Annotated in this window: 16 protein-coding genes, 3 tRNA genes, 3 rRNA genes and 1 pseudogene; 14 read left to right on the top strand and 9 right to left on the bottom strand. The window is 64.3% G+C overall.

What is annotated here, in order from left to right; translation table 11 throughout:
* Positions 1-7 precede the first annotated feature (7 nt).
* Complete coding sequence (locus AC0L6G_RS11820) at positions 8-1,162, bottom strand: hypothetical protein (protein ID WP_293828396.1); 1,155 nt, start codon at positions 1,160-1,162, stop codon at positions 8-10.
* Between the two features lie 190 nt (positions 1,163-1,352).
* Between AC0L6G_RS11820 and AC0L6G_RS11815 the strand changes: the two genes are divergently transcribed.
* Together AC0L6G_RS11815 and AC0L6G_RS11810 are read left to right on the top strand one after the other, a co-directional pair.
* Positions 1,353-1,556 (top strand): twin transmembrane helix small protein, encoded by a 204-nt coding sequence (locus tag AC0L6G_RS11815; protein WP_293828398.1) that lies wholly within the window; start codon positions 1,353-1,355, stop codon positions 1,554-1,556.
* A 2-nt stretch (positions 1,557-1,558) separates the two neighbouring features.
* Positions 1,559-2,131 carry a cob(I)yrinic acid a,c-diamide adenosyltransferase gene (locus AC0L6G_RS11810; protein WP_293828399.1) on the top strand — a complete coding sequence of 191 codons (573 nt, stop codon included), beginning with the start codon at positions 1,559-1,561 and terminating at the stop codon, positions 2,129-2,131.
* Positions 2,132-2,147: 16 nt separating this feature from the next.
* Here AC0L6G_RS11810 and AC0L6G_RS11805 read toward each other — a convergent pair whose 3' ends face one another.
* Entirely contained in the window at positions 2,148-2,489 is a 342-nt protein-coding gene (locus AC0L6G_RS11805; RefSeq protein WP_291535408.1) for a hypothetical protein, read from the bottom strand.
* Between the two features lie 116 nt (positions 2,490-2,605).
* On the opposite strand from AC0L6G_RS11805, the gene AC0L6G_RS11800 reads away from it, so the two are divergent.
* The 10 genes from AC0L6G_RS11800 to AC0L6G_RS11755 all read left to right on the top strand — a co-directional run bounded on the left by AC0L6G_RS11800 (position 2,606) and on the right by AC0L6G_RS11755 (position 10,908).
* The gene (locus AC0L6G_RS11800; RefSeq protein ID WP_293828401.1) at positions 2,606-3,370 is read left to right on the top strand and encodes an electron transfer flavoprotein subunit beta/FixA family protein; all 765 of its coding nucleotides are present in this window, start codon (positions 2,606-2,608) and stop codon (positions 3,368-3,370) included.
* A gap of 1 nt (position 3,371) precedes the next feature.
* A complete protein-coding gene (locus AC0L6G_RS11795; protein WP_293828403.1) occupies positions 3,372-4,301 on the top strand; it encodes an electron transfer flavoprotein subunit alpha/FixB family protein in 930 nt (309 codons plus the stop codon).
* A gap of 85 nt (positions 4,302-4,386) precedes the next feature.
* Positions 4,387-4,677 carry a DUF167 domain-containing protein gene (locus AC0L6G_RS11790; protein WP_293828407.1) on the top strand — a complete coding sequence of 97 codons (291 nt, stop codon included), beginning with the start codon at positions 4,387-4,389 and terminating at the stop codon, positions 4,675-4,677.
* 101 nt (positions 4,678-4,778) lie between these two features.
* Entirely contained in the window at positions 4,779-4,940 is a 162-nt protein-coding gene (locus tag AC0L6G_RS11785; RefSeq protein ID WP_293828405.1) for a hypothetical protein, read from the top strand.
* Positions 4,941-5,587: 647 nt separating this feature from the next.
* A 16S ribosomal RNA gene (locus AC0L6G_RS11780) occupies positions 5,588-7,048 on the top strand.
* Between the two features lie 180 nt (positions 7,049-7,228).
* Positions 7,229-7,305 (top strand) — tRNA-Ile (locus AC0L6G_RS11775).
* 70 nt (positions 7,306-7,375) lie between these two features.
* Positions 7,376-7,451 (top strand) — tRNA-Ala (locus AC0L6G_RS11770).
* 227 nt (positions 7,452-7,678) lie between these two features.
* A 23S ribosomal RNA gene (locus AC0L6G_RS11765) occupies positions 7,679-10,459 on the top strand.
* A gap of 165 nt (positions 10,460-10,624) precedes the next feature.
* Positions 10,625-10,739 (top strand): 5S ribosomal RNA (gene rrf / locus AC0L6G_RS11760).
* The 16S, 23S and 5S rRNA genes sit together here with 3 tRNA genes alongside, the layout of an rRNA operon.
* Before the next feature lie 92 nt (positions 10,740-10,831).
* Positions 10,832-10,908 (top strand) — tRNA-Met (locus AC0L6G_RS11755).
* On the opposite strand, the gene AC0L6G_RS11750 is transcribed toward AC0L6G_RS11755, so the two are convergent.
* On the bottom strand, positions 10,887-11,531 hold the full coding sequence (locus AC0L6G_RS11750) for a hypothetical protein (RefSeq protein WP_473252282.1): 645 nt from the start codon (positions 11,529-11,531) through the stop codon (positions 10,887-10,889). The two genes, AC0L6G_RS11755 and AC0L6G_RS11750, sit on opposite strands and share 22 nt — an antisense overlap.
* 32 nt (positions 11,532-11,563) lie before the next feature.
* Between AC0L6G_RS11750 and AC0L6G_RS11745 the strand changes: the two genes are divergently transcribed.
* Both AC0L6G_RS11745 and AC0L6G_RS11740 read left to right on the top strand, forming a co-directional pair.
* Positions 11,564-12,735, top strand: a protein-coding gene (locus AC0L6G_RS11745; protein ID WP_114150060.1) for an IS3 family transposase whose coding sequence is annotated in 2 segments (ribosomal slippage) — positions 11,564-11,837 and positions 11,837-12,735 — 1,173 coding nt in all. Because the reading frame shifts where the segments join, the coding sequence is not laid out codon by codon here.
* A gap of 84 nt (positions 12,736-12,819) precedes the next feature.
* Positions 12,820-13,589, top strand: a pseudogene (locus tag AC0L6G_RS11740) (IS3 family transposase); the annotation flags it as partial.
* A 465-nt stretch (positions 13,590-14,054) separates the two neighbouring features.
* On the opposite strand, the gene AC0L6G_RS11735 reads toward AC0L6G_RS11740, so the two are convergent.
* From AC0L6G_RS11735 to AC0L6G_RS11710, 6 genes are all read right to left on the bottom strand, one after another.
* Positions 14,055-14,762 (bottom strand): class I SAM-dependent methyltransferase, encoded by a 708-nt coding sequence (locus AC0L6G_RS11735; RefSeq protein WP_473252281.1) that lies wholly within the window; start codon positions 14,760-14,762, stop codon positions 14,055-14,057.
* 61 nt (positions 14,763-14,823) lie between these two features.
* Positions 14,824-15,009: a hypothetical protein gene (locus tag AC0L6G_RS11730; protein ID WP_473252280.1), complete on the bottom strand. Its 186-nt coding sequence runs from the start codon at positions 15,007-15,009 to the stop codon at positions 14,824-14,826.
* 434 nt (positions 15,010-15,443) lie between these two features.
* Positions 15,444-15,746, bottom strand: a complete 303-nt coding sequence (locus AC0L6G_RS11725; RefSeq protein WP_473252279.1) for a DUF2149 domain-containing protein — start codon at positions 15,744-15,746, stop codon at positions 15,444-15,446.
* The gene (locus tag AC0L6G_RS11720; RefSeq protein WP_473252278.1) at positions 15,746-16,222 is read right to left on the bottom strand and encodes a hypothetical protein; all 477 of its coding nucleotides are present in this window, start codon (positions 16,220-16,222) and stop codon (positions 15,746-15,748) included. The genes AC0L6G_RS11725 and AC0L6G_RS11720 overlap by 1 nt, the downstream gene beginning before the upstream one ends.
* Positions 16,209-20,087, bottom strand: coding sequence for a cobaltochelatase subunit CobN (gene cobN, locus AC0L6G_RS11715; RefSeq protein WP_473252277.1), 3,879 nt, complete (start codon positions 20,085-20,087; stop codon positions 16,209-16,211). Before cobN ends, AC0L6G_RS11720 begins: the two co-directional genes overlap by 14 nt.
* On the bottom strand, positions 20,074-22,029 hold the full coding sequence (locus tag AC0L6G_RS11710) for a TonB-dependent receptor domain-containing protein (RefSeq protein ID WP_293828676.1): 1,956 nt from the start codon (positions 22,027-22,029) through the stop codon (positions 20,074-20,076). Before AC0L6G_RS11710 ends, cobN begins: the two co-directional genes overlap by 14 nt.
* Positions 22,030-22,142: the final 113 nt, after the last annotated feature.

Below are 22,142 nucleotides of genomic sequence, written 5' to 3'. Positions count from 1 at the left end.
TCGGACGTCAGGCCGCGATCATGCCGATGTCGTCGGGAAGTTCGCCGCGGCCCAGGAGGCCGGTCTCGAAGTCCATGAAGATGTCCATCAACTCCTCCACATTGACCGGGGCGGCGCCGGGGCCGAAGCGGAAGCGCCAGTAGCTGACGATATGCTGGACCGCGCCCAGCTGGTCGCCCAACTTGGCGAACATGGACGGCGCGTCCAGCAGAAAGTCGCGGAAGGCCGTGGGGCGGCCCTCCTGGGTCAGTTTGGAATAGGCGTCGTCATAGATGCGAAGGGTCCGGCTGACCTCGTCGCAGGTCTTGATGATGCGACCGCGCAGGACGTCGCGACTGCGGGCCAGATATTCCTTGGCGGCGCGGTCGACCTTGCCGACGGGGCGAATGGTGCGCACAGCCTCGGCGACGCCCGCGACCTCGCCCAGCAGGGCCGCCAGGGTCCATTTGTAATAGAGGAAGCCCTTCCAGCAGAAGACGCCCTCCTGATACTGTTCCGGCGCCAGGCGCAGCGTCAGCCGCAGGGCGTCCAACTGATCGCCAGGGGTGTTCGACAGGATCTTGGCCGCCATGCGTCCGGCCGAATCGGCGTTCACCGCCACCGTGTCCGATCCCAGGCTGAGCGTGACCAGCGGCTCGATCTCGCTGCGCACGAAGGCCAGCATCCGCTGCAGGTCGCTGTCGCTGATCGAGAAATAGCAGGGCGCCGGGTCCAGCCCGCCGCGGCGCAGCTGCTCGCGCAGCAGGAAGGGATCGAGCGACGGGAGTTTGTCGATCAGGCGCAGGGTCTCGATATCGGGATGGTTCGCCGCGACGCCGAACGCCTCCATCATCATTCGCTCGAAACCGATCTGGTTGACGAAGACGTAGCGGCCGCCGGTCTTCAGGTCCGTATCGTCGATGGGGATGACGACCTTGGTGACGACCTGGCGGCGGCCGGTGAACAGGTCGGTCTCGTTGCGGCGCAGGCGATGTTTGATGATCAGGGCGCGGTTCAGCGCCGTGGTGCGGAAGATCGGATAGGCGGCCCATTCCGGGTTGCGCACCGCGCCGTCCGGGCCGCTGTCGCCGTTCTCTTCCCAGACCCGCAGCAGATTGAGCACCCTCGCCGTCGAGGCGGAGCTTTTCAGATGTTCCAGGCTGCGGACGGCGCGATCGGTCATGCGATCATCCTAGGCGCGAAATCGTCACCAAATGGCTTAGGTTGCCGCAAAAGAGATCAGGGTTCGGCAAGGCCTCCCTCAATCTTCACCTCAGGTTCCGGGGAACTCTGCGGCTCAAGCGGAGCCTCATGGCGGCGTCTCGCGCGCGCCGCGCTGGCGCCGTCTCGCCAACCGGGTCTAGAACGAGCCCATGCAGATTTTCGACATCCTGATCGCCGTCGCCATCACCGCCGTGACGGTGACGCTTGGGTTGGGTCTCTATTCGCTGTTTCGCGGTGGAGACTATGCGCGGACCTACTCCAATCGGCTGATGCGCCTGAGGGTCGCGCTTCAGGCGGTGGCGGTGTTGTTGCTGGCGGTCGGCATGATGTGGAAGGCGACGCGGGGGGGTTGACCATGGTGACGCTGAACAAGATCTACACCCGGACCGGCGACGGCGGCCGGACGCGGCTGGCCTCCGGCGCCCTCGTCTCCAAGAGCGACGCCCGGGTCGAAGCCTATGGAGCGGTGGACGAGCTGAACGCCGTCATCGGCGTCGCCCGGCTGAACAGCGGCCAGAACGACCGGATCGACGCCATGCTGGGCCGTATCCAGAACGAACTGTTCGACCTGGGCGCCGACCTGGCCACGCCGCTGGACCCGCCGCCGGCCTGGGAAGCGCTGCGCATCATCGACAGCCAGGTGGAAAGGCTTGAGCAGGAAATCGACTGGATGAACGAGAGCCTGAAGGCGCTCGACAGCTTCATCCTGCCCGGCGGGACGCCGCTGTCGGCGCATCTGCACCTGGCGCGCACCGTTTGTCGCCGGGCCGAACGCGAAGCCGTGCGCCTGGTCGAAGAGGGGCAGGCCGTGAACGAGGCGGCCGTCAAATATCTGAACCGGCTTTCGGACCACCTGTTCGTCGCCGCCCGACGCGCCAACGCCAATGGCGCAGGCGACATCAAGTGGAAGCCGGGCGCGACCCGCTGAACCGCCGTATCGGCCGTCAACGTCCCTGGCGGGCGGCCAGTTCGGCCTTTTCCCGGGCGACCTCGGCGCGGACGGCGCGCTGCTGGGCGTTCACCTCGTCCTCCAGGCGCACCAGATCCTTGTTCTTCTCGGCCGAGGCTTCGGCGCGCGTCACGCCGGCGGGGCGGCCGGTGATGTCGGGAATATAGATGGGCGTCGCGCAGGTGCGGCTTTCGATATCGTACCAGCTGCCCTTGGCTTCGCAGCGCGCGCCCGGGTTCACCCAATAGGTCTGCAGCACGAAAATGCCCGCCAGCACCACGGCGAAGGCGGCTCCGAACAGCATCGCCAGCCTGGGGAATGTCAGGAAACGCTTCATCTCGGGATCCGTTAGGGGACGACGGCCAGGAAACCTGACGCGGCGTTACGTTGACAGGCCTTCGCGACCGCTCCATGTCCTTGCCCCTGCATTCAGGCGATTTCACGGATAGACCCATGAAGGTACTCGTCCCCGTCAAACGGGTGATCGACTATAACGTCAAGGCCCGCGTCAAGGCGGATCAGTCGGGCGTCGATCTGGCCAACGTCAAAATGAGCATGAACCCATTCGACGAGATCGCCGTCGAAGAGGCGGTTCGCCTCAAGGAAGGCAAGGAGCACCACGCCGCCGGCACGGCGAACGAGATCGTGGTCGTCTCCATCGGCGTCGCCCAGGCCCAGGAAACCATTCGCACGGCCCTGGCCATGGGCGCGGATCGCGGCCTGCTGATCCAGTCGGACACGGATCTTGAGCCGTTGGCCGTCGCCAAACTGCTGAAGGCGGTGGTCGAGGAAGAAAAGCCCGACCTGGTGCTGATGGGCAAACAGTCCATCGACGGCGACAACAATGCGGTAGGCCAGATGCTGGCCGCCCTTCTGGACTGGCCCCAGGCGACCTTCGCCGGCAAGCTGGTCGTCGACGGCGGCAAGGCGACCGTGACGCGCGAAGTCGACGGCGGTCTTCAGACCCTTGCGGTCGACCTGCCCGCTGTGGTGACGGTGGACCTGCGGCTGAACACGCCGCGCTACGCCTCGCTACCGAACATCATGAAGGCCAAGAAGAAGGAGATCGCCGTCAAGGCGGTCGCCGACTACGGCGTCGATGTCGCCGACCGATTGAAGGTCGTGAAAGTGACCGAACCGCCCAAGCGGTCGGCCGGGGTCAAGGTCGCGGATGCGGCCGAACTGGTTTCCAAGCTCAAGTCTGCGGGAGCGCTGTAATATGGCTGTCCTCGTCATCGCCGATCACGACGGTTCGACCGTCCGCGACACCACCCACAAGACCGTGACCGCCGCGCTCGGCCTGTCGTCCGACGTGGACGTGCTGGTCCTGGGCCAGGGAGCGCAAGCCGCCGCCGACAGCGCGGCCAAGATCGCCGGGGTCCGCAAGGTGCTGCTGGCCGACAGCGCCGGTCTTGGCAAGATGCTGGCCGAGGCGGTCGAGGCGACCGTCCTGCCGCTGGCCGCCGGTTACGACGCCATCCTGACGCCGGCCACCACGGACGGGAAGAACTTCGCCCCGCGTCTGGCCGCCAAGCTGGACGTGGCCCCGATTTCGGACATCGTTGAAGTGGTCTCGCCCGACACCTTCGTGCGTCCCATCTACGCCGGCAATGCGCTGGAGACGATCCAGTCGTCCGACGCCAAGAAGGTGATCACAGTGCGGCCGACCGCCTTCGCCGCCGCCGCCGAGGGCGGATCGGCCCCGGTGGAGAGCGTCGCCGGCGCCGATGCGCCCAAGACCGTTTTCGTCTCCGAGGAGATGGTCAAGTCGGATCGTCCCGAACTGGGCGCTGCCAAGATCATCGTCTCGGGCGGCCGCGCCCTGGGCTCGGCGGACGAATTCCACGCGGTGATGGAGCCGCTGGCCGACAAGCTGGGGGCCGCCATCGGCGCCTCGCGCGCCGCCGTCGACGCCGGCTATGCGCCCAACGACTATCAGGTCGGCCAAACCGGCAAGGTGGTCGCGCCCCAGCTCTACATCGCCGTGGGCATCTCGGGCGCGATCCAGCACCTGGCGGGGATGAAGGATTCCAAGACCATCGTCGCCATCAACAAGGATCCGGACGCTCCGATCTTCCAGGTGGCGGACTATGGCCTGGTCGCCGACTACAAGACCGCCGTGCCGGACCTGATGGCCGCCCTGGGCTAAGGCGCCGAGGCGATAGTCGAACTTGGGGAGGGGGCGCGATGTCCAAGCCGACGTTGCGCCCCTGTTCGCATCCGTGAGCAAGACGATGGCGACGCTGGCCGTGAATCTCCGACCCGGCGCCGCTTCGGACCGGATCGACGGCTGGGACGTCGATGCGTCCGGCCGCCGTGTTCTGAATATCCGTGTGCGGGCGCGTCCCGTCGACGGCGAGGCTAATGCCGGGCTGATCCGTTTTCTCGCTAGAAGCCTGGACTTGCCGAAGTCCGCCGTGACACTGATGCGGGGCGGTCAATCTCGCCTGAAGATGATCGCCGTCGAAGGGTTGGGCGATGACACCCTTGCAGAACGACTCGAGCGGCTGATCGCTGTCGGATGAACGGCGCGGCCATTCCGGGTCCTGGCGCGTTGTTTCGCCAAACCGGAGACCCAGACCATGAGCGAAGCGACGCAAACGCGAATTCTCCACGCCGCAGCGGCGTGACCCTCGAACGGCACGGCGATCGGTTCGCCGTCGCTAGTCTGAGGCTGGAACAGGCGACGAGCTTCGACAGCCAAGACGAAGCGCAGCGCGCCTTCGACGCCGAGGTCGCGGCGGTCGAAAAGGATCCCGAACTCATGTCCAGGCTGGGCGGGGCCTGAAAGGGCGGCCACGATTCCGGGTCGGGGCGCTGTTCATCGATTCCGATTCCGCGAGAATTTTCGCCGTCGGGTCAGAATCTGGTTGCGGACAAATCTTGGGCTCCGTATAGGGCTGCCTCGCTCGGAGACGGGCCGGCCTTTTGGGCCTTGGGGCTTTGGTTCCTGGGGTTTTTGGGGAGCGGGGTGTTGAGAAACGTCTTGCTTTTCGGGGTTGGTTTGATTAGGTTCCGCGCTTCAATCGAATCGCCGGTTTGGTGAAGGGGCAAGCCTCTTGGTTTTCTCCGGCGGTTTTTTGCGGTTTGAAGGGTTCGCCTTTCGGGTCTGCGAAATCTCTGAAAAGAGCGGTTGACATGAGGTTCGGCGGTCTCTAAATCGCCGCCTCCGCCGACGACGAGGCGCTAAACAAGTCGGGCCGCCGAGGCGGTTCTGGGTCTTTGACATTGTTGATATGGAAAGAGAAACGCAGGCGGCGGTGTTCTTGCGATGGCCCTTCGAGGTCATCATACGACACTGACTATCTGCGGTCTTTTTGAAAAGATACCATGCGTCGGTCTTTGGATCGACGACGTGGGAACTCGTCAATAGAATACGTAGAACTAACGCCAAGCTCGCTACGGCGGGCTTCAAGCTTAGGTCAGAAGTCAACTCAACCTGAGAGTTTGATCCTGGCTCAGAGCGAACGCTGGCGGCAGGCCTAACACATGCAAGTCGAACGAACTCTTCGGAGTTAGTGGCGGACGGGTGAGTAACACGTGGGAACGTGCCTTTAGGTTCGGAATAACTCAGGGAAACTTGTGCTAATACCGAATGTGCCCTTCGGGGGAAAGATTTATCGCCTTTAGAGCGGCCCGCGTCTGATTAGCTAGTTGGTGAGGTAAAGGCTCACCAAGGCGACGATCAGTAGCTGGTCTGAGAGGATGATCAGCCACATTGGGACTGAGACACGGCCCAAACTCCTACGGGAGGCAGCAGTGGGGAATCTTGCGCAATGGGCGAAAGCCTGACGCAGCCATGCCGCGTGAATGATGAAGGTCTTAGGATTGTAAAATTCTTTCACCGGGGACGATAATGACGGTACCCGGAGAAGAAGCCCCGGCTAACTTCGTGCCAGCAGCCGCGGTAATACGAAGGGGGCTAGCGTTGCTCGGAATTACTGGGCGTAAAGGGAGCGTAGGCGGACATTTAAGTCAGGGGTGAAATCCCGGGGCTCAACCTCGGAATTGCCTTTGATACTGGGTGTCTTGAGTATGAGAGAGGTGTGTGGAACTCCGAGTGTAGAGGTGAAATTCGTAGATATTCGGAAGAACACCAGTGGCGAAGGCGACACACTGGCTCATTACTGACGCTGAGGCTCGAAAGCGTGGGGAGCAAACAGGATTAGATACCCTGGTAGTCCACGCCGTAAACGATGATTGCTAGTTGTCGGGATGCATGCATTTCGGTGACGCAGCTAACGCATTAAGCAATCCGCCTGGGGAGTACGGTCGCAAGATTAAAACTCAAAGGAATTGACGGGGGCCCGCACAAGCGGTGGAGCATGTGGTTTAATTCGAAGCAACGCGCAGAACCTTACCACCTTTTGACATGCCTGGACCGCCACGGAGACGTGGCTTTCCCTTCGGGGACTAGGACACAGGTGCTGCATGGCTGTCGTCAGCTCGTGTCGTGAGATGTTGGGTTAAGTCCCGCAACGAGCGCAACCCTCGCCATTAGTTGCCATCATTCAGTTGGGAACTCTAATGGGACTGCCGGTGCTAAGCCGGAGGAAGGTGGGGATGACGTCAAGTCCTCATGGCCCTTACAGGGTGGGCTACACACGTGCTACAATGGCGACTACAGAGGGTTAATCCTTAAAAGTCGTCTCAGTTCGGATTGTCCTCTGCAACTCGAGGGCATGAAGTTGGAATCGCTAGTAATCGCGGATCAGCATGCCGCGGTGAATACGTTCCCGGGCCTTGTACACACCGCCCGTCACACCATGGGAGTTGGTTCTACCCGAAGGCGCTGCGCTGACCGCAAGGAGGCAGGCGACCACGGTAGGGTCAGCGACTGGGGTGAAGTCGTAACAAGGTAGCCGTAGGGGAACCTGCGGCTGGATCACCTCCTTTCTAAGGATGCTTCTCCAGGCTGTCTCTCACGAGGCTGTCTATTGAGGCTCCAATAAACGGCGGAACGCCGCCGTCTCCGTTTCTCTTTCCACTTTCGTCATCGACGCCTCGATCATTCGGATCGTTGAGTTGGTGACGCGATCGCGAGCCTGGGCTTCAAAGCCTGGCTGTCGCTGCCATAGGCCCGTAGCTCAGGTGGTTAGAGCGTACGCCTGATAAGCGTAAGGTCGGCAGTTCGAGTCTGCCCGGGCCTACCAGCCCTGCTGGACTCAAGCCTTTAGGCAGATCGTACGACGGCTCTCCTGGGCTTCGCACCGTTCTTGGAACGGGGCCATAGCTCAGTTGGTAGAGCGCCTGCTTTGCAAGCAGGATGTCGTCGGTTCGACTCCGTCTGGTTCCACCAGGCCGCACCCGCGGCCTTGGAATTGACCCGAGGCGCGCATCGCAAATGGTTTGTCACCGGCTGAAAAGCCGACTGGCATTGAAATCGTGAAGGAAGAACTAGGCCGGCTCCCCTGAGCTTCTAGGTCGTGTTCGAGAAGAAGACATTGTCTGACAAAAATCAGGCCTGGTCCCCCGGCATCTTTCCAGTCGGGCGGAACATACCAGGCATGAGTTTTGCTGAGAAACGATCAAACGTTGAAGGGCTTCTGACGGATGCCTTGGCGTAGAGAGGCGATGAAGGACGTGGCAAGCTGCGATAAGAACCGGGGAGGCGCTAGCACCCTTTGATCCGGTTATTTCCGAATGGGGAAACCCACCTTTACAGTCTTCCAACTCTGTTTCTTCGGAAGCAGCGATTGGCGGATTGTTGAAAGGTATAATGAGCTGAATACATAGGCTTCATTAAGCGAACCCGGGGAACTGAAACATCTCAGTACCCGGAGGAAAGGACATCAACCGAGACTCCCGTAGTAGTGGCGAGCGAACCGGGACCAGGCCAGTGCTCTTGTGAAATAAAGACGAACGATCTGGAAAGGTCGGCCATAGTGGGTGAAAGCCCCGTAGTCATCAAACAGCAAGAGACTCGAGTAGGGCGGGACACGTGAAATCCTGTCTGAACATGGGGGGACCACCCTCCAAGCCTAAGTACTCCTCTACGACCGATAGTGAACAAGTACCGTGAGGGAAAGGTGAAAAGCACCCCGACAAGGGGAGTGAAACAGATCCTGAAATCGGAAGCCTACAAGCAGTCGGAGCCTCCACGCGAGGTGACGGCGTACCTTTTGTATAATGGGTCAGCGACTTCATGTGTCGAGCAAGCTTAAGCCGTTAGGTGTAGGCGCAGCGAAAGCGAGTCTGAATAGGGCGCTAAGTTCGACGTATGACGACCCGAAACCAGGTGATCTATCCATGAGCAGGTTGAAGGTTGGGTAACACCAACTGGAGGACCGAACCCGTGAATGTTGAAAAATTCTGGGATGACTTGTGGATAGGGGTGAAAGGCCAATCAAACCTGGACATAGCTGGTTCTCCGCGAAATCTATTTAGGTAGAGCGTCCGACGAATTCCTTGGGGGGTAGAGCACTGGATGGTTGCGGGCTGCGCGAGCGGTACCAATACTAACCAAACTCCGAATACCCAAGAGAACTATCGGGCAGACACACGGCGGGTGCTAACGTCCGTCGTGAAAAGGGAAACAACCCTAACCATCATCTAAGGCCCCCAAGTCACGGCTAAGTGGGAAACGATGTGGGATTGCTTTGACAATCAGGAGGTTGGCTTAGAAGCAGCCATCCTTTAAAGAAAGCGTAACAGCTCACTGATCAAGCGATCCTGCGCGGAAAATGTAACGGGGCTCAAGCCGTGCGCCGAAGATATGGGTTTGCAGTTTACTGCAAGCGGTAGCGGAGCGTTCCGTAGGCCGGTGAAGGTCAGGCGTGAGCCTGGCTGGAGGTATCGGAAGTGAGAATGCTGACATGAGTAACGATAAGAGTGTGAGAGACACTCTCGCCGAAAGACCAAGGGTTCCTGCGTAAAGCTAATCTGCGCAGGGTTAGTCGGCCCCTAAGGCGAGGCTGAAAAGCGTAGTCGATGGGAAGCAGGTAAATATTCCTGCACCAGCTGGAAGTGACGGATGGCATAACTCGTACCCACTTATTGGATTGTGGGTGCGGGGGCGTCGTCCCAGGAAATAACTCCAGCAGAGACCGTACCCGAAACCGACACAGGTGGTCAGGTAGAGCATACCAAGGCGTTTGAGAGAACTGTGCTGAAGGAACTCGGCAAATTGCACGCGTAACTTCGGAATAAGCGTGACTCACCCTGGGCAACCAGGACTGAGTGGCACAAGCCAGGGGGTAGCGACTGTTTAGCAAAAACACAGGGCTCTGCGAAGCAGCAATGCGACGTATAGGGTCTGACGCCTGCCCGGTGCCTGAAGGTTAAAGGGAGATGTGAAAGCGTCGAACTGAAGCCCAGGTAAACGGCGGCCGTAACTATAACGGTCCTAAGGTAGCGAAATTCCTTGTCGGGTAAGTTCCGACCTGCACGAATGGCGTAACGACTTCCCCACTGTCTCCAGCACAGGCTCAGTGAAATTGAATTCCCCGTGAAGATGCGGGGTTCCCGCGGTCAGACGGAAAGACCCTATGAACCTTTACTATAGCTTCGCCTTGGCGTTAGCGACCGTATGTGTAGGATAGGTGGGAGACTATGAAACCGGGGCGCCAGCTCTGGCGGAGTCGTCCTTGAAATACCACCCTTACTGTCGTTGACGTCTAACCGAGGGCCGTTATCCGGTCCCGGGACATGGCGTGGTGGGTAGTTTGACTGGGGCGGTCGCCTCCCAAAGTGTAACGGAGGCGCGCGATGGTGAGCTCAGAGCGGTCGGAAATCGCTCGTCGAGTGCAATGGCATAAGCTCGCCTGACTGCGAGACTGACAAGTCGAGCAGAGACGAAAGTCGGCCATAGTGATCCGGTGGTCCCGAGTGGAAGGGCCATCGCTCAACGGATAAAAGGTACTCTAGGGATAACAGGCTGATTTTGCCCAAGAGTCCATATCGACGGCAAAGTTTGGCACCTCGATGTCGGCTCATCACATCCTGGGGCTGGAGCAGGTCCCAAGGGTATGGCTGTTCGCCATTTAAAGTGGTACGTGAGCTGGGTTCAGAACGTCGTGAGACAGTTTGGTCCCTATCTGCCGTGGGTGTTCGAAGCTTGAGAGGATCTGTCCCTAGTACGAGAGGACCGGGATGGACATACCTCTGGTGTACCTGTCATGGCGCCAGCTGTGCAGCAGGGTAGCTAAGTATGGAATAGATAACCGCTGAAAGCATCTAAGCGGGAAACTAACCTCAAAACAAGGCTTCGCTGAGGATCGTGGAAGACTACCACGTCGATAGGCCAGGTGTGGAAGCGCGGCGACGCGTGAAGCTTACTGGTACTAATAATCCGATCGGTTTGATCGTTTCTCAGCAAAACTCATTCGATGATCGTTCAGACCTGAACGATCGCAGACAATGTCTTCTTCATCCTTGTTCAAGCTAAGCGCTAGCGCTGTTTGAACATTGGATAATGTCTGGCCTCAAGTAGGGCGAAAGCCCGATAGGCCAACATCATATGTGCTTGGTTGACCTGGTGACTATGTCGGAGGTTCCCCACCCGATCCCATTCCGAACTCGGTCGTTAAGCCCTCCAGAGCCAATGGTACTTCGTCTCAAGGCGCGGGAGAGTAGGTCGTCGCCGGGTCTACCAAGCACATATGATTTGCGCGCTAACGGCCTTCGGCCTAATCGAGCGCGCTTCTCGAACACTTTCTTCCTTCGCGAACGACCGCTTGCCGCGGGATGGAGCAGCCCGGTAGCTCGTCAGGCTCATAACCTGAAGGTCGTAGGTTCAAATCCTACTCCCGCACCCAACGATAACGACACCCCCGTCGCCCACGCGCCGGGGGTGTTGTCGTTTTGGGTCCAGGGAATTGTCCTCGAGCCAGTCCAGGATCACGCCAAACTCGCCATGCAGCGTCGCGTGCATCTCGCCGCGCTTGGTCCCTGGCGTCAGCACCACAGTATCGATCAGGCCGCGCAGGGCCGTGGTCGCCTCGTCGCGATCTGCAGGCTGGTTCAACGCCTCTGCGAGGCGGCTGACCTTCTTGCGGTAGGTCTCGGCGATGTTGGGGTGAAGGTCGATGGTGGGCGTACTTGTCTCTGTCTGCTGAGCGCGCAGGACGGCGACACGGTCTTCCAGGTCGCAGAGGCGTGCCATCAGGGCTGGCGTCCGTCGGCCGTCTTCGATCGCGTCGAGAATGCCGGAGATCGATCGTTCGGCCTTGGACAGTTCGAGTTTGTCGGCGGCGCTGTTGGCGCTGCGTTCGTGGTTCAGGCGATTGGTCTCGGCGACGAAGGCGCGGACTGCCTCGGCGGCGACTTCGGGCGCCATGAGCTTGTCTCTGAGTCCGGCGAGCACGCGCTGCTCGATCTTGGCGCGGGTGATGGTGCGGCTGACGTGACCTGATCCTCCCTCGGTTTGGTGGACACCCATGCTAGCTTTTCGGAGCTGGAGAGGAGTGTCTGATGAGTGTTCAACGCCGGAACTTTCCGGATTCTTTCAAGCGCGAGGCCGTTGACCGCGTCGCCAACGGCGGCCTGAGCGTCGGGGCGGTGGCCCGCGAGCTTGGGCTGCACGAGACGGTGCTTCGTCGATGGATGACGCAGTTCGGGGTGCAGGCGACGGGGGCGTCGCGGCGCCCCACAACGCAGGCGTCGTCCCCGTCGCCGTCGGATCTGGCGGCGGAGGTGGCCCGGTTGCGGCGAGAGAACGGTCAGCTGCGGATGGAGCGGGACATCCTAAAAAAAGCCGCGCTCATCTTCGGAGCGGCCTCCCGATGAAGTTCGGGTTCGTCGATGAGCATCGTCAGGTCTGGCCGGTTCGCGTGATGTGCGCGGTCCTGGGCTTGTCGGCCAGCGGTTACTACGCCTGGCGCGGTCGCCCCGAGAGCCAGCGGTCTGTCGCCAATCGCGAGCTGACCGAGGATATCCGGCTGATCCATGCGGAGAGCAGCGGCTGTTACGGCTCGCCGCGCGTTCACGCCACCCTGCGGCGGCATGGGCGTCGGGTCGGTCGATCCCGCGTGGAGCGGCTGATGCGCCGCGCCGGCCTGCGGGGCTTGGCGGCCTTGCCGCGTCGCGCCCGGACGACGAACAGCCGCCACGGTTATCCCATCGCGCCCAACAGGCTGGCCCGGAACTTCGAGGCGGCGGCGCCCAACCAGGTCTGGCTCGCCGACCTCACCTACATCCCGACCGGCGAAGGCTGGCTCTATCTCGCCGCCATCCTCGACCTGCACACCCGCAAGATCGTGGGCTGGTCCATGCGCCAGACCCTGCACACCGAGATCGCCCTCGACGCCCTCAACATGGCCGTCGAACGTCAGCGCCCCGCGCCCGGCCTGATCCATCATTCGGACCGGGGCATCCAATACGCAGCCGAAGCCTATCGATCAGCCCTGGCCCGATCCGGCATCACCCCGTCGATGAGCCGAAAGGGCGACTGCTGGGACAATGCCCCGATGGAGAGCTTCTTCCACACCCTCAAGACCGAACGCGTTCATCACCGCGTCTACGCCACCCGAGACCAGGCGCGGCGAGACCTGTTCGGATACATCGAGGGCTTCTACAATCCCCATCGCCTGCACTCAGCACTGGGCTATATCAGCCCCGCTGAGGCCGAGCGCAAAGCGGCTTAACCCCGTCCACTTTTACGGGGGAAGATCAACCCCCTAAAACTCCTCCAGGAATAGTTAGAGTCCGTCCTCGAAAGGACGGACAGAATGAAGCGATCAAGGTTCACGGAAGAGCAGATCATCGGGATGCTGCGGGAGCAGGAGGCCGGTGTGGCGACGGCGGAGGTGTGCCGGTGGCACGGGGTCAGCTCTGCGACCTTTTACAAGTGGAAGGCCAAGTTCGGCGGGCTCGACGTGTCGGAGGCTCGGCGGCTGAAGGCGCTCGAGGATGAGAACGCCCGGCTGAAGCGGATGCTGGCGGACGCGATGCTGGACAACGTGGCGCTGAAGGACCTGCTGGGAAAAAAGTGGTGACGCCCGCCGGTTGGCGCGAGGCGGCTGGTCATCTACAGGCCGCCTATGAGATGAGCGAACGGCGGGCGTGCCGTGTCCTGGGCGTCGATCGGACGAGCGTGCGCTATCAGGCGACGCGCCCGGACGACGGCGCCCTGCGCGACCGGCTGAAGGCCCTCGCCCAGGAGCGTCGCCGGTTCGGCTATCGCCGCCTGCACGTCCTGCTGCGGCGCGAGGGCCATACGGTCAACAGGAAGCGGGTTCAGCGGATCTATCGCGAGGAGCGACTGACGGTGCGCCGGCGCGGCGGTCGGAAGCGAGCGATGGGCACGCGGCGACCACTGGACCTGCCGCTGGCGGCCAACCAGCGCTGGTCGCTGGACTTCGTCGCCGACCAGATGACGGACGGGCGGCGCTTCCGCATCCTGACGGTGATCGATAACTGCACCCGCGAATGCCTGGCGCTGGTGGCCGACACCTCATTGTCGGGCGCGCGGGTCGTGCGGGAGCTGGACGCCGTCATCGATTACAACGAACGGCGTCCGCACTCGAAGCTCGGGTGGCTGACACCACAGGCTTATGCAGAAGCGCTCAGCGGACAGATCGGCCGGTCCGCTGCGCTGGTTGGAGGCTGCGCTGACCGGCCTCTTGCCAACCCCGACAACCCAAGCTCAGGTCAACCCAGGACTCTCGTTATGGCTGGATGAGAAACGGGGGTCACGCCATTCCGACTGCAGTTCTACCCGTTCGGAGGCGTCGGCAGGACGGTCGAATGGATCGAGCGGTATGCGGGATCTTCAAACCCGCTGCCTGACCAGACGCTAAGGCTAAGCTTTGCGCGGGCAAGCCCGCCTGGGCGCATATCGATCTAGAGTAATTCTCAGCCTACGCAGCGCAAGCGGCTACAACTTTTGGCGAAACCCAACCGAGCCTGTGGTGAGAAGGTGCGACGATGGGCGCCATGCATTGGCTGGGCAGCGTCAGCTCTCTCAGATTTTTCGGGTGCGCCAGCCGCGAACCATGAAGGCTTGAAGGAAGGCCACGGCCGGGGCGAATCTTGCGTCTTGCAACAGCGTCTCGGTCTCGAGGGGCGACAGGACGCCCAGCGTGTCTCGCATTCCCTTCTCGAGACCAGCCAGCGAGTCAGGTGTGGCGCCCATCCGCCTCTGGATGCGTTTCCAATCCTCGAGCTTGTCGGGGAAGTCGGGCCCGTCGAGATCGGTGCTGATTTCCGCTGTGACGAAATGACCTCCCGGCTTCAATCGGTTACAGATGTTCCGGTAGAAGGACGGCCGGCCTTCCCGTTGAATGAAGTGGGCGACGAGGATGGACAGGGCGACGTCGAAGGGATTGCCGCGAGGCGCAGCCTCCACATAGCCCTGGATAAGCTCGCATCGGTTCTCAACGCCCGCCGCCCTCAACCGGTCCCGGCAAACCTCGAGCATGTCGGCCGACGGATCGACGCCGACGAAGGACCATTCCGGATAGGCCTCGGCCAGCGATAGGATTTCCGCGCCCGTCCCGACCCCAATGCACAGCGCGCGGGCGGGCGGGGGCAGATCTTCCAGCATGAGCTGGATCAGGAAATGGAGATTGCGCGAGATCGGCGCCAATGCGCTGTTCCGCTGGTCGTAGGCCTGAGCCATCGTGCGGTCGAAGAAGTTTGGCGTCGCGGGCGTCGCCGTCTGCCGGTTCATGGATTTCCTCCTCGCTGAAAACGGCCGGGCCGATGGCGTCTGGACGCGACCCATCTCCCGACTAGACCGCTCCTGGTCGGCCGTCTTCCACCACGAAGGTCCTGAGCGTGGAAAGCGAGGCGTCGACGCGGGTCCGGTCGCTGATCGCCTGCATCCGCGTCTCCAGCCGGTCCGGGGTGAAATCGAGGGTCACGAAGCCGTGGGCCCGGCTTTCGAAATACCGCACGTGCGGGTTCTCGGGCAGCATTTCGGCGAAGGGTTCGTAAGGGGGCGGGTCCGCGGTGATGGACCGCTCTGGCGGCGATGGACTAGGTCTTCGCCCGCCAGCACCTGCACCGGCTGCATCGCCGGTTGGCCGTCCAGGGCCTCGGCGGCGACCACGATCTCGCTCAGCAGGGCTGGACGCCGACGGTCCTGGGTTTCTTGAAGCGCTTCCTGTCCGACGGCTGTCGCTGGAAGCGTCAGGGCGAGCGAGGCGACGGACCACGACAGGGGGGGGTGCGAGTGGGGCGGGTTATGGTCATGGTGAACAGATATGCCCTAGATACGATATGGCTTTTCAGCAAGCAGCGGATAGACAGTGGGACGGCCGGTCGTCAACGGCTCAGGTGCTTTTGCTACGGACCGCGACATCGCGGCACAGGTCAGGCGTCAAACGAGAGCGCGGCTCGCCTCGACGTTTCACTCCGGCACATAGATCATCTTGCCGTCGGGCAGGCGATAGGCCGAGCCGGCCTTGACGCCTTGGCCTTCGCCGATCTGTCCTTGGGATTCATAGCGGGTCAGTTCGTCGCCGTCCTTGACGGTGATGCGCATGTCGGCCTGACCGGGGTTTTCGACCACCACCAGGTCGCGGGCGTTGAACGGATTCAGCGGGTTCTGGACCAGCACCACCAAAAGGACGGCGATGATGACCACGAACAGGTCGATCAGATTGACGACCGCGCTGATCGGATCGTCGTCGTCCTCGTCGAGGAAGCGCATCAGCCGGCCTCCCGTGCGCGTTCTATCGCCCGCAGGTCCTGCAGCAGCCAGCGGCGGCGTACCGTCAGCACATAATGGGCGATGCTGGCGGCGATCAGGGCCAGGGTGACGCCCGAGAAGGCCACCACCATGTTCTCGCCGACGCCCGAGGCGTCGCCCCGACCCAGAGACAGCAGGGCGGGGCCCATCGGGATCATGGTCGCGACCAGGCCGAGCATCGGCGCGCTGCGCGAGACGATGCGCAGGCCCTCAAGGTCCTTCAGGATCATCAGCTCCAGATCATCGCTGACGGCCTGGGTCGCCTGCGCCCGGCGCGCCAACGGCGCGCGCCAGTCGTCCCGCCGCCGCTGCAGGTCTTCGACCAGGAAGGCGCCGAGGGCGAACAGGGCGTAGGCCAGGGCGGCGATGATCAGCGCCAGGGCCGGGATCAGGAACAGGCTGGCGACCTGATAGAGGCCGGCTTCAAGCTGGGGCATGGGTGGACTTTCGGCGGGAGGAAACGAGACGGCTGAGGCCGCCGGCGAGAAAGGCGATGAGGAGCAGCAGCCCGCCCCAGGGCGCAGGCGCGGCGGGGGCGGGCGACGGCGGCGCCATCTTTTCCAGCACCTGGCCGCGCACGACGTCGGGCGGAGACGCCTCGGCCTGCGTCTGCGGCGACGGAGACGAGCGATCGCGCCGTGCGGGGGCGGGCGCCTGCGCGCCGCGGCCGAACCCCGTCGGCGCGGGGGAGGCTTGCGTCGTCGCCGCATCGATTTCGGCCAGGCGGCTTTCCAGTTCGTCGCGCGTCCGGGCGTCCGGCGACCAGAAGCCCTTGCGGATCGCATCGCGCAGACGCGACACCACCTGGCGCTCGGCCGTCGGATTGTTGGACTGGAACCATTCCCGCAGGCCCAGGCCGCGTTCGTCGCGGACATAGACGTCATGCAGGGCCTGCCACTGGTCCTGACGCACCATGCCGGGCGCCACGGCCTGCCAGCCGAACAGATTGTCGGCCAGGTCGACGATGGCCAGGGTCCCGGCGTAGCCCTCGGCCTGCATGGCCGCGATCCAGGCGCAGTTGGTGTAGCGGCTGCGGATTTCGGCGGCCAGGAAGTCGCGCGCGGCGACCGCCTTGGGCGCGCCGGCGCGGGCGTCGGTGATGTACAGCGACGGGGCCTCGCCTCCCGCGCGGCGGATCGCCAGCGACAGGCCGCCCAGATACTCGAACGGGTGGTCGGTCGACAGCACGCCATGCAGATTGGTCGAGCGCGACAGGGCGGCGGCCTGGACGTCCGCCAGCTGGGCGGCGAAGACGCCGGCGCCGGCCGGCTTCTCGCCCCAACGGCCCGCCCCGTAGACATAGCCGAGACGGTCGAGGAACGGGTCAGCCAGGGCCTGTGCGTCATTCCACGCCTCCGTGTCACGCACGGCGTCGGGCAGGCCGCTGCCATAGTCGCCCGGCGCATTGCTGAAGATGCGCGCGCGACCCAAGACCTGGGCCTCGTCGGCCGGGACGCCTTGATCGACCAGACGTCGAGCGGCGCGGCGGCTGTTCTCGGCGACGGGATCGCCCGGCTCGTCCAAAGCCACGATCCGATCCACCGCGTCCGCCAGCAGGCGCAGGAAGCCGTCGAACTGGTCGCGATAGACGCCGGTCGCATGGACGACGACGTCGATGCGCGGCCGGCCCAGCTCGGCGGCGGGAATGATGTCGAGCGCCGCGACCCGCCCGCCGGCGTCCCAGCGCGGACGCAGGCCCAGGGCCTGCAGAACCTGGCCCTCGGGCAGGCCCAGGGTGCGGATGGTCTCGGACGACCACAGGCTGACCGCCATCTTGGTCAGGGGCCGGCCGTCGTGTTCGGCGGCGTAGGCCTGGCGCAGGCTGTCCAGGGCGCCGGCGGCGGCCTCGTAGGCGGCCGGGGCGGGGACCTCGTCCGGCTCGAAGGCGTAGAGGTTTCGGCCGCCCACGGCGTCGGAGTTGCGGATCGGATCGCCGCCCTCGCCCGGCAGGACGAAACGGCCGGACAGGGCGGCGAGGAGCGCCTCGCTCTCTCCTGTGTCGCGCAGCCGTCGGTCCAGCATAAGCGCGCGCTCGACCTGGGTACGCAGGGTCGGATCGACGATCTCATCCAAGGAGGCGCCATCCCGCAGATGATGGTGCAGAAGCAGGAAGGCGGGGCTCTGGCGCAGGGCCGCCTCGTCCTCGGCCAGGGTCTCGGTCTGGTCGATCCCAAGGGCGTCGAAGAAGGGACGGCCAAGCTGCTGCATCACCGTCATCAGCCGGTGATCGGGGGAGGCCGGGCGGCCGAACGTATGCAGCCCCATAGGCGTGGGCGCGCCCCCGACCTGGTGCAGATAGTCATGCAGTTCGGCGGCGAAGGTTGTGAAATCGGCCCGCGCCGTCGCCGCCGTCCACCCCATGTCCGCGTCGATGCTTCGCGCGGCGGCCAGGGCGAGAATCTGGTCGCGGACCGCATCCTTTACCGGGCCGTCGTCCAGCTGCTGATGCTGGTGGATCAGGGCGTGCAGGTCCTTCAGTTCGTCGTTCAAGCCGGCGGGCGCGAACGGCGGGGTCTGGTGGCTGACGGTCACGGCGCGGCCCCGGCGCTTGGCCTGGGTCGCCTCGCCCACATTGTCCTGAATGTACGGGTAGATCACCGGCAGGTCGCCGAGCACCAGAAAGGCGTCGTCGTGCGCCGACAGGCCGCGATCCTTGCCCGGCAGGAACTCCTGCGTGCCGTGTGTGCCCAGGTGGATAAGCGCGTCGGCGCGGGCCGTCTCCCGCACCCAGAGATAGGCGGCCAGATAGAGATGGTCGGGCGGCAAGGCCGTGTCGTGATAGGCCCCGCCCACCCACGCGGCGCGCGGCGGCTGAGGCAGGACGGTCAGGGCGCCGTCCTGGAAGGCGGGAATGAGGAAGACGGGTTCGCCGTCGACGCGACGCACCGCCCAGTGCCGCGCGGGGTCGCCCCAGCGGGCCAGGATGGCGTCGCGTCGCGCGGTCGGCAGGCCGTCCAGCCAGGCGCGGTAGCGGGCGACAGGCAGGGCGACGGCCAGGCCGCGCGGTTGAAGGCCGTCCAACTCCTCGTGACGATAGAAGGCGCCCAGCATGGCCCGCCCGACATCGATCCAGCGCGCTTCAGGCAAGGCGGGAACGGCGTAGCCGGCGGCGTTCAGGTCCTGGCTCAGCGCCTCCAGGCTGCGCGGAATATTGAGGTTGGAGGCCGAGATATTGGCCTCCCCGCCCGGGTGGTTCCAGAACATCAACGCCAGCCGCTTGTCGGCGTTCGGCGTGCGGCGCAGCGCAACCTGACGCGCGGCGCGCGCCGCCACCGCCTCGATCTGTTCGGGAATGGGGACCAGGGCGCCGTCGTCGACGGCGGCGATCACCATAGGATCGGACACGCCCCAGGTCTCTGCCGGCGCCAGCAGGGCGGCGGCAGAGCGGATGGGCAGGCCGCTGGAGGAACCCCGCCAGGCGTCGGCGTCGCCGTCGCGCCAGGAGAAGGTCGTCGTCATCGGAATGTCGAGTTCGGCCAACTGGTCGCGGATCACGCCGCCGGCGACGATGTGCTGGGTGTTGATCAGCAGATCGGGGTTCAGAGGAGCGACGGCCTCGATCAGGCCGCGCGCCTGGCGCTGGTCAAACCAGACGCCGACGCCGTCGATCCCGCGCGCGTCAAGCGCCGCGATCAGGGCGTCCGGCACGGCGGTGTCGTCGTCCGACACGCTGGAGCTGGACATCAGTATGGCGACGCGAGGCCGAGCGGGGCGGGCGTCCAGCCAGGCTCTGAATGTCTCCGGCGCATGGCCGGCGGCGGCGGGGTGATAGTAGCCGGTCTCGCCCAAAGGCGCGGGCGGGGGCAGGTCGTCCGTCGCAGCGCCGGCCTGGCGGCGCGCGAGATAGCGGAACAGGGCGGTGAAGTTGGCCGAACCGCCCGAGCCGTAATAGGCGGCGATGCGGCGGGCGACGTCGGCAGGCAGGCCTCTGGACGCCGGCGGGCCGCCGCCGACGCGGACCCAGGCGACGCCGGACGCCGTCAGCGCCTCGCCGATCCGCGACTGGACCGCCTCGGCGTCGGCGGGTCGGGGCGTATCGAGAATAACCAGGTCGGCCTGGGCCCAGTTCGGCTGGCTCTCCAAAGTCGACAGTGTCGCGCCCCGCAGAACCACGCCCTCCTGCGCCGCATAGCCAGCCAGGCGTCGGAACTTGGACGGCAGGACGAAGTCGCTGCCGATCACCTGAACGCGCGCGGCCGGAGCCGCCTGCGCCCTGGCGCCGCCGTCCAGTTGGGGGAGGGACAGCAGCGCCAGGACCAGCAGCGCCCGGAGGAACAGGCGCGCTGTCTCAGAAGGCCGCACTGAAGCCGACATGGTAGAAGCGGCCCGGCTCGGCGAAGGAGAAGTGGGCGGATTCATCGGACAGCTGGACGTCGCCCAGGTTCTGCACGCCGGCTCGGACCCACAGGTTCGGCTGCAGGCGGTAGCCGCCCTCCAGCGACACCAGGGTGTAGTCGGGAACCGGCTGCTGGACCGAGTTGGACAGCATGAACTGCTCGCCGACGTATTCGCCGCGAAGCTGGACGAAGCGAAGGTCGTCCGGCTGCCAGCGCAGCGTCGCATGGCCGCTGTGTTCCGGCCGTTCCGTCAGCGCCTGACCGGTCTCCTTGTTCTCGCTGTCGAGGTAGGTGTAGTCGGCGCGCAGGCTGAAGCTCGCCGGCAGCGGCGCCTCGCCGGCCAGTTCCAGGCCCGTGATGCGGGCTTCCGAGATATTCTGGTACAGGCGGATTTCGCGGCCGCGGATGCCGCAGAATTCGGTGCAGCGCGTCTCGATCAGGTCCTCGATGTCGTTGTCGAACACGCCGACGCGGCCCATCCAGCCGTCACGACGGTATTCGGCCGAGGCCTCGTAGGACGTGCCGATCTCCGGCTTTAGGGCGGGGTTGCCGTAGACGGTGAAGCGGCCGGCGGCGGCGACGGTGACGAACTCCGGCGACAGCTGCTTCAGGCTGGGCGACTTGAAGCCGCGCCCGCCGCCCGCCTTCAGCGTCAGGCCTTCGACCGGCGCCCAGACGGCGTAGAGGCGCGGACTGGTCTGCCAGCCGTAGTCCTCGTGATGGTCGAACCGCGCCCCGCCGGTCAGCGACAGGGTCGGCGTCAGCGACCATTCGTCCTGGGCGAACAGGGCGTAGCGTTCGCCGTTCAGTTCGCCCGACGTTGAGGCGGCCGAGTCCTCCAGCTTTTCATGCCGCCATTCGCCGCCGACGCTGACGCGGTGGTCGGTCAGGCGGTCGAAGGTGGCGCGGCCGTCCAGGATGTCCTCCTGCATGCCGATCGGGCGCGAGGCGGTCTGGCCGGCCGTCACGGCGTTCTCCCGATCCAGGGTCGAGCGATAGGCGCGCACGACCGTCTCGCCCCAGCCCCACTGGCCGGTGTGCGACAGAGCGTATTGGTGCCGGTCCACCGTGTCGGCGTAGCGGTAATAGACGGGGCGCGCTCCCGTGCTCACCGTGTCGCGGTAGCGGTCGTCGCGCCCGGCCAGCACCGTCAGATCGATGCGCTGGGCCATGTCGGGCGTCCAGCTCAGGGTCGCCGAACCGGTCAGGCTCTCGCGATCCTCCAGGTCCGACAGCCGCTCATTGGTCTCCTGGGGCGTATTGGCCCGCGCCTTGGACTCGGCGAACAGGCTCAGGCCGAGCTTGTCCTGCACCAGCGGGCCGCCGGCGTAGGCGCCGAGCTGATAGGTTTCGCCGCCGCGGCCGTCTTCGCGCAGGCCGCCCATGGCGGTGAGGCTGCCCCTCCATTCGTCGGTCGCGGTGCGGGTGATGACGTTCACCACGCCGCCCAGCGCTTCCGACCCGTACAGCGACGACATCGGCCCGCGCACGACCTCGACCCGCTCGATCGCTTCGGCCGGCACCCAGCCCAGGTCGAAATCGGCATGCTGGATCGCGTTGGCGGCGGCGTTGACGCGGCGGCCGTCGAGCAGGAACAGGGTGTGTTCGCTGGGCATGCCCCGGATCGACACGCCGCGTCGCGTCAGGCCGGCACCGTTGACCGTCACGCCCGGCACGTCACGCAGCACATCGCTCAGATCCTGAATCGGGCGGCGCATCAGTTCGTCGCGATCGATGACGCTCACGCTCGCGGGCGCGTCCGCAACCGTCCGCGGCGTGGCGGTGGCGGTGACGACCACCTCGGGCAACTGTTGTGGCGCGGCCTCCTCGGCCCAGCCTAGGGCGGCGGGTGAGGCGAAAGCGACGGCGAGCGCCGCCCGTGAAACGGAACGCGTGAAAAGCGACATGACGATGAATCCCCGAAAGAGGAATATGTAATGTTATTACGTATCGCTCAGGTCAAGCGCTCCCAAGCAAAAAGGGCGGCGTCAATTACAACGCCGCCCTTCTGCACTCGGAC

Source organism: Brevundimonas sp. D3-1P (genome assembly GCF_055809335.1).
The sequence above is the reverse complement of the archived record's forward strand: the minus strand, read 5'-3'. Positions and strand labels throughout refer to the sequence as shown.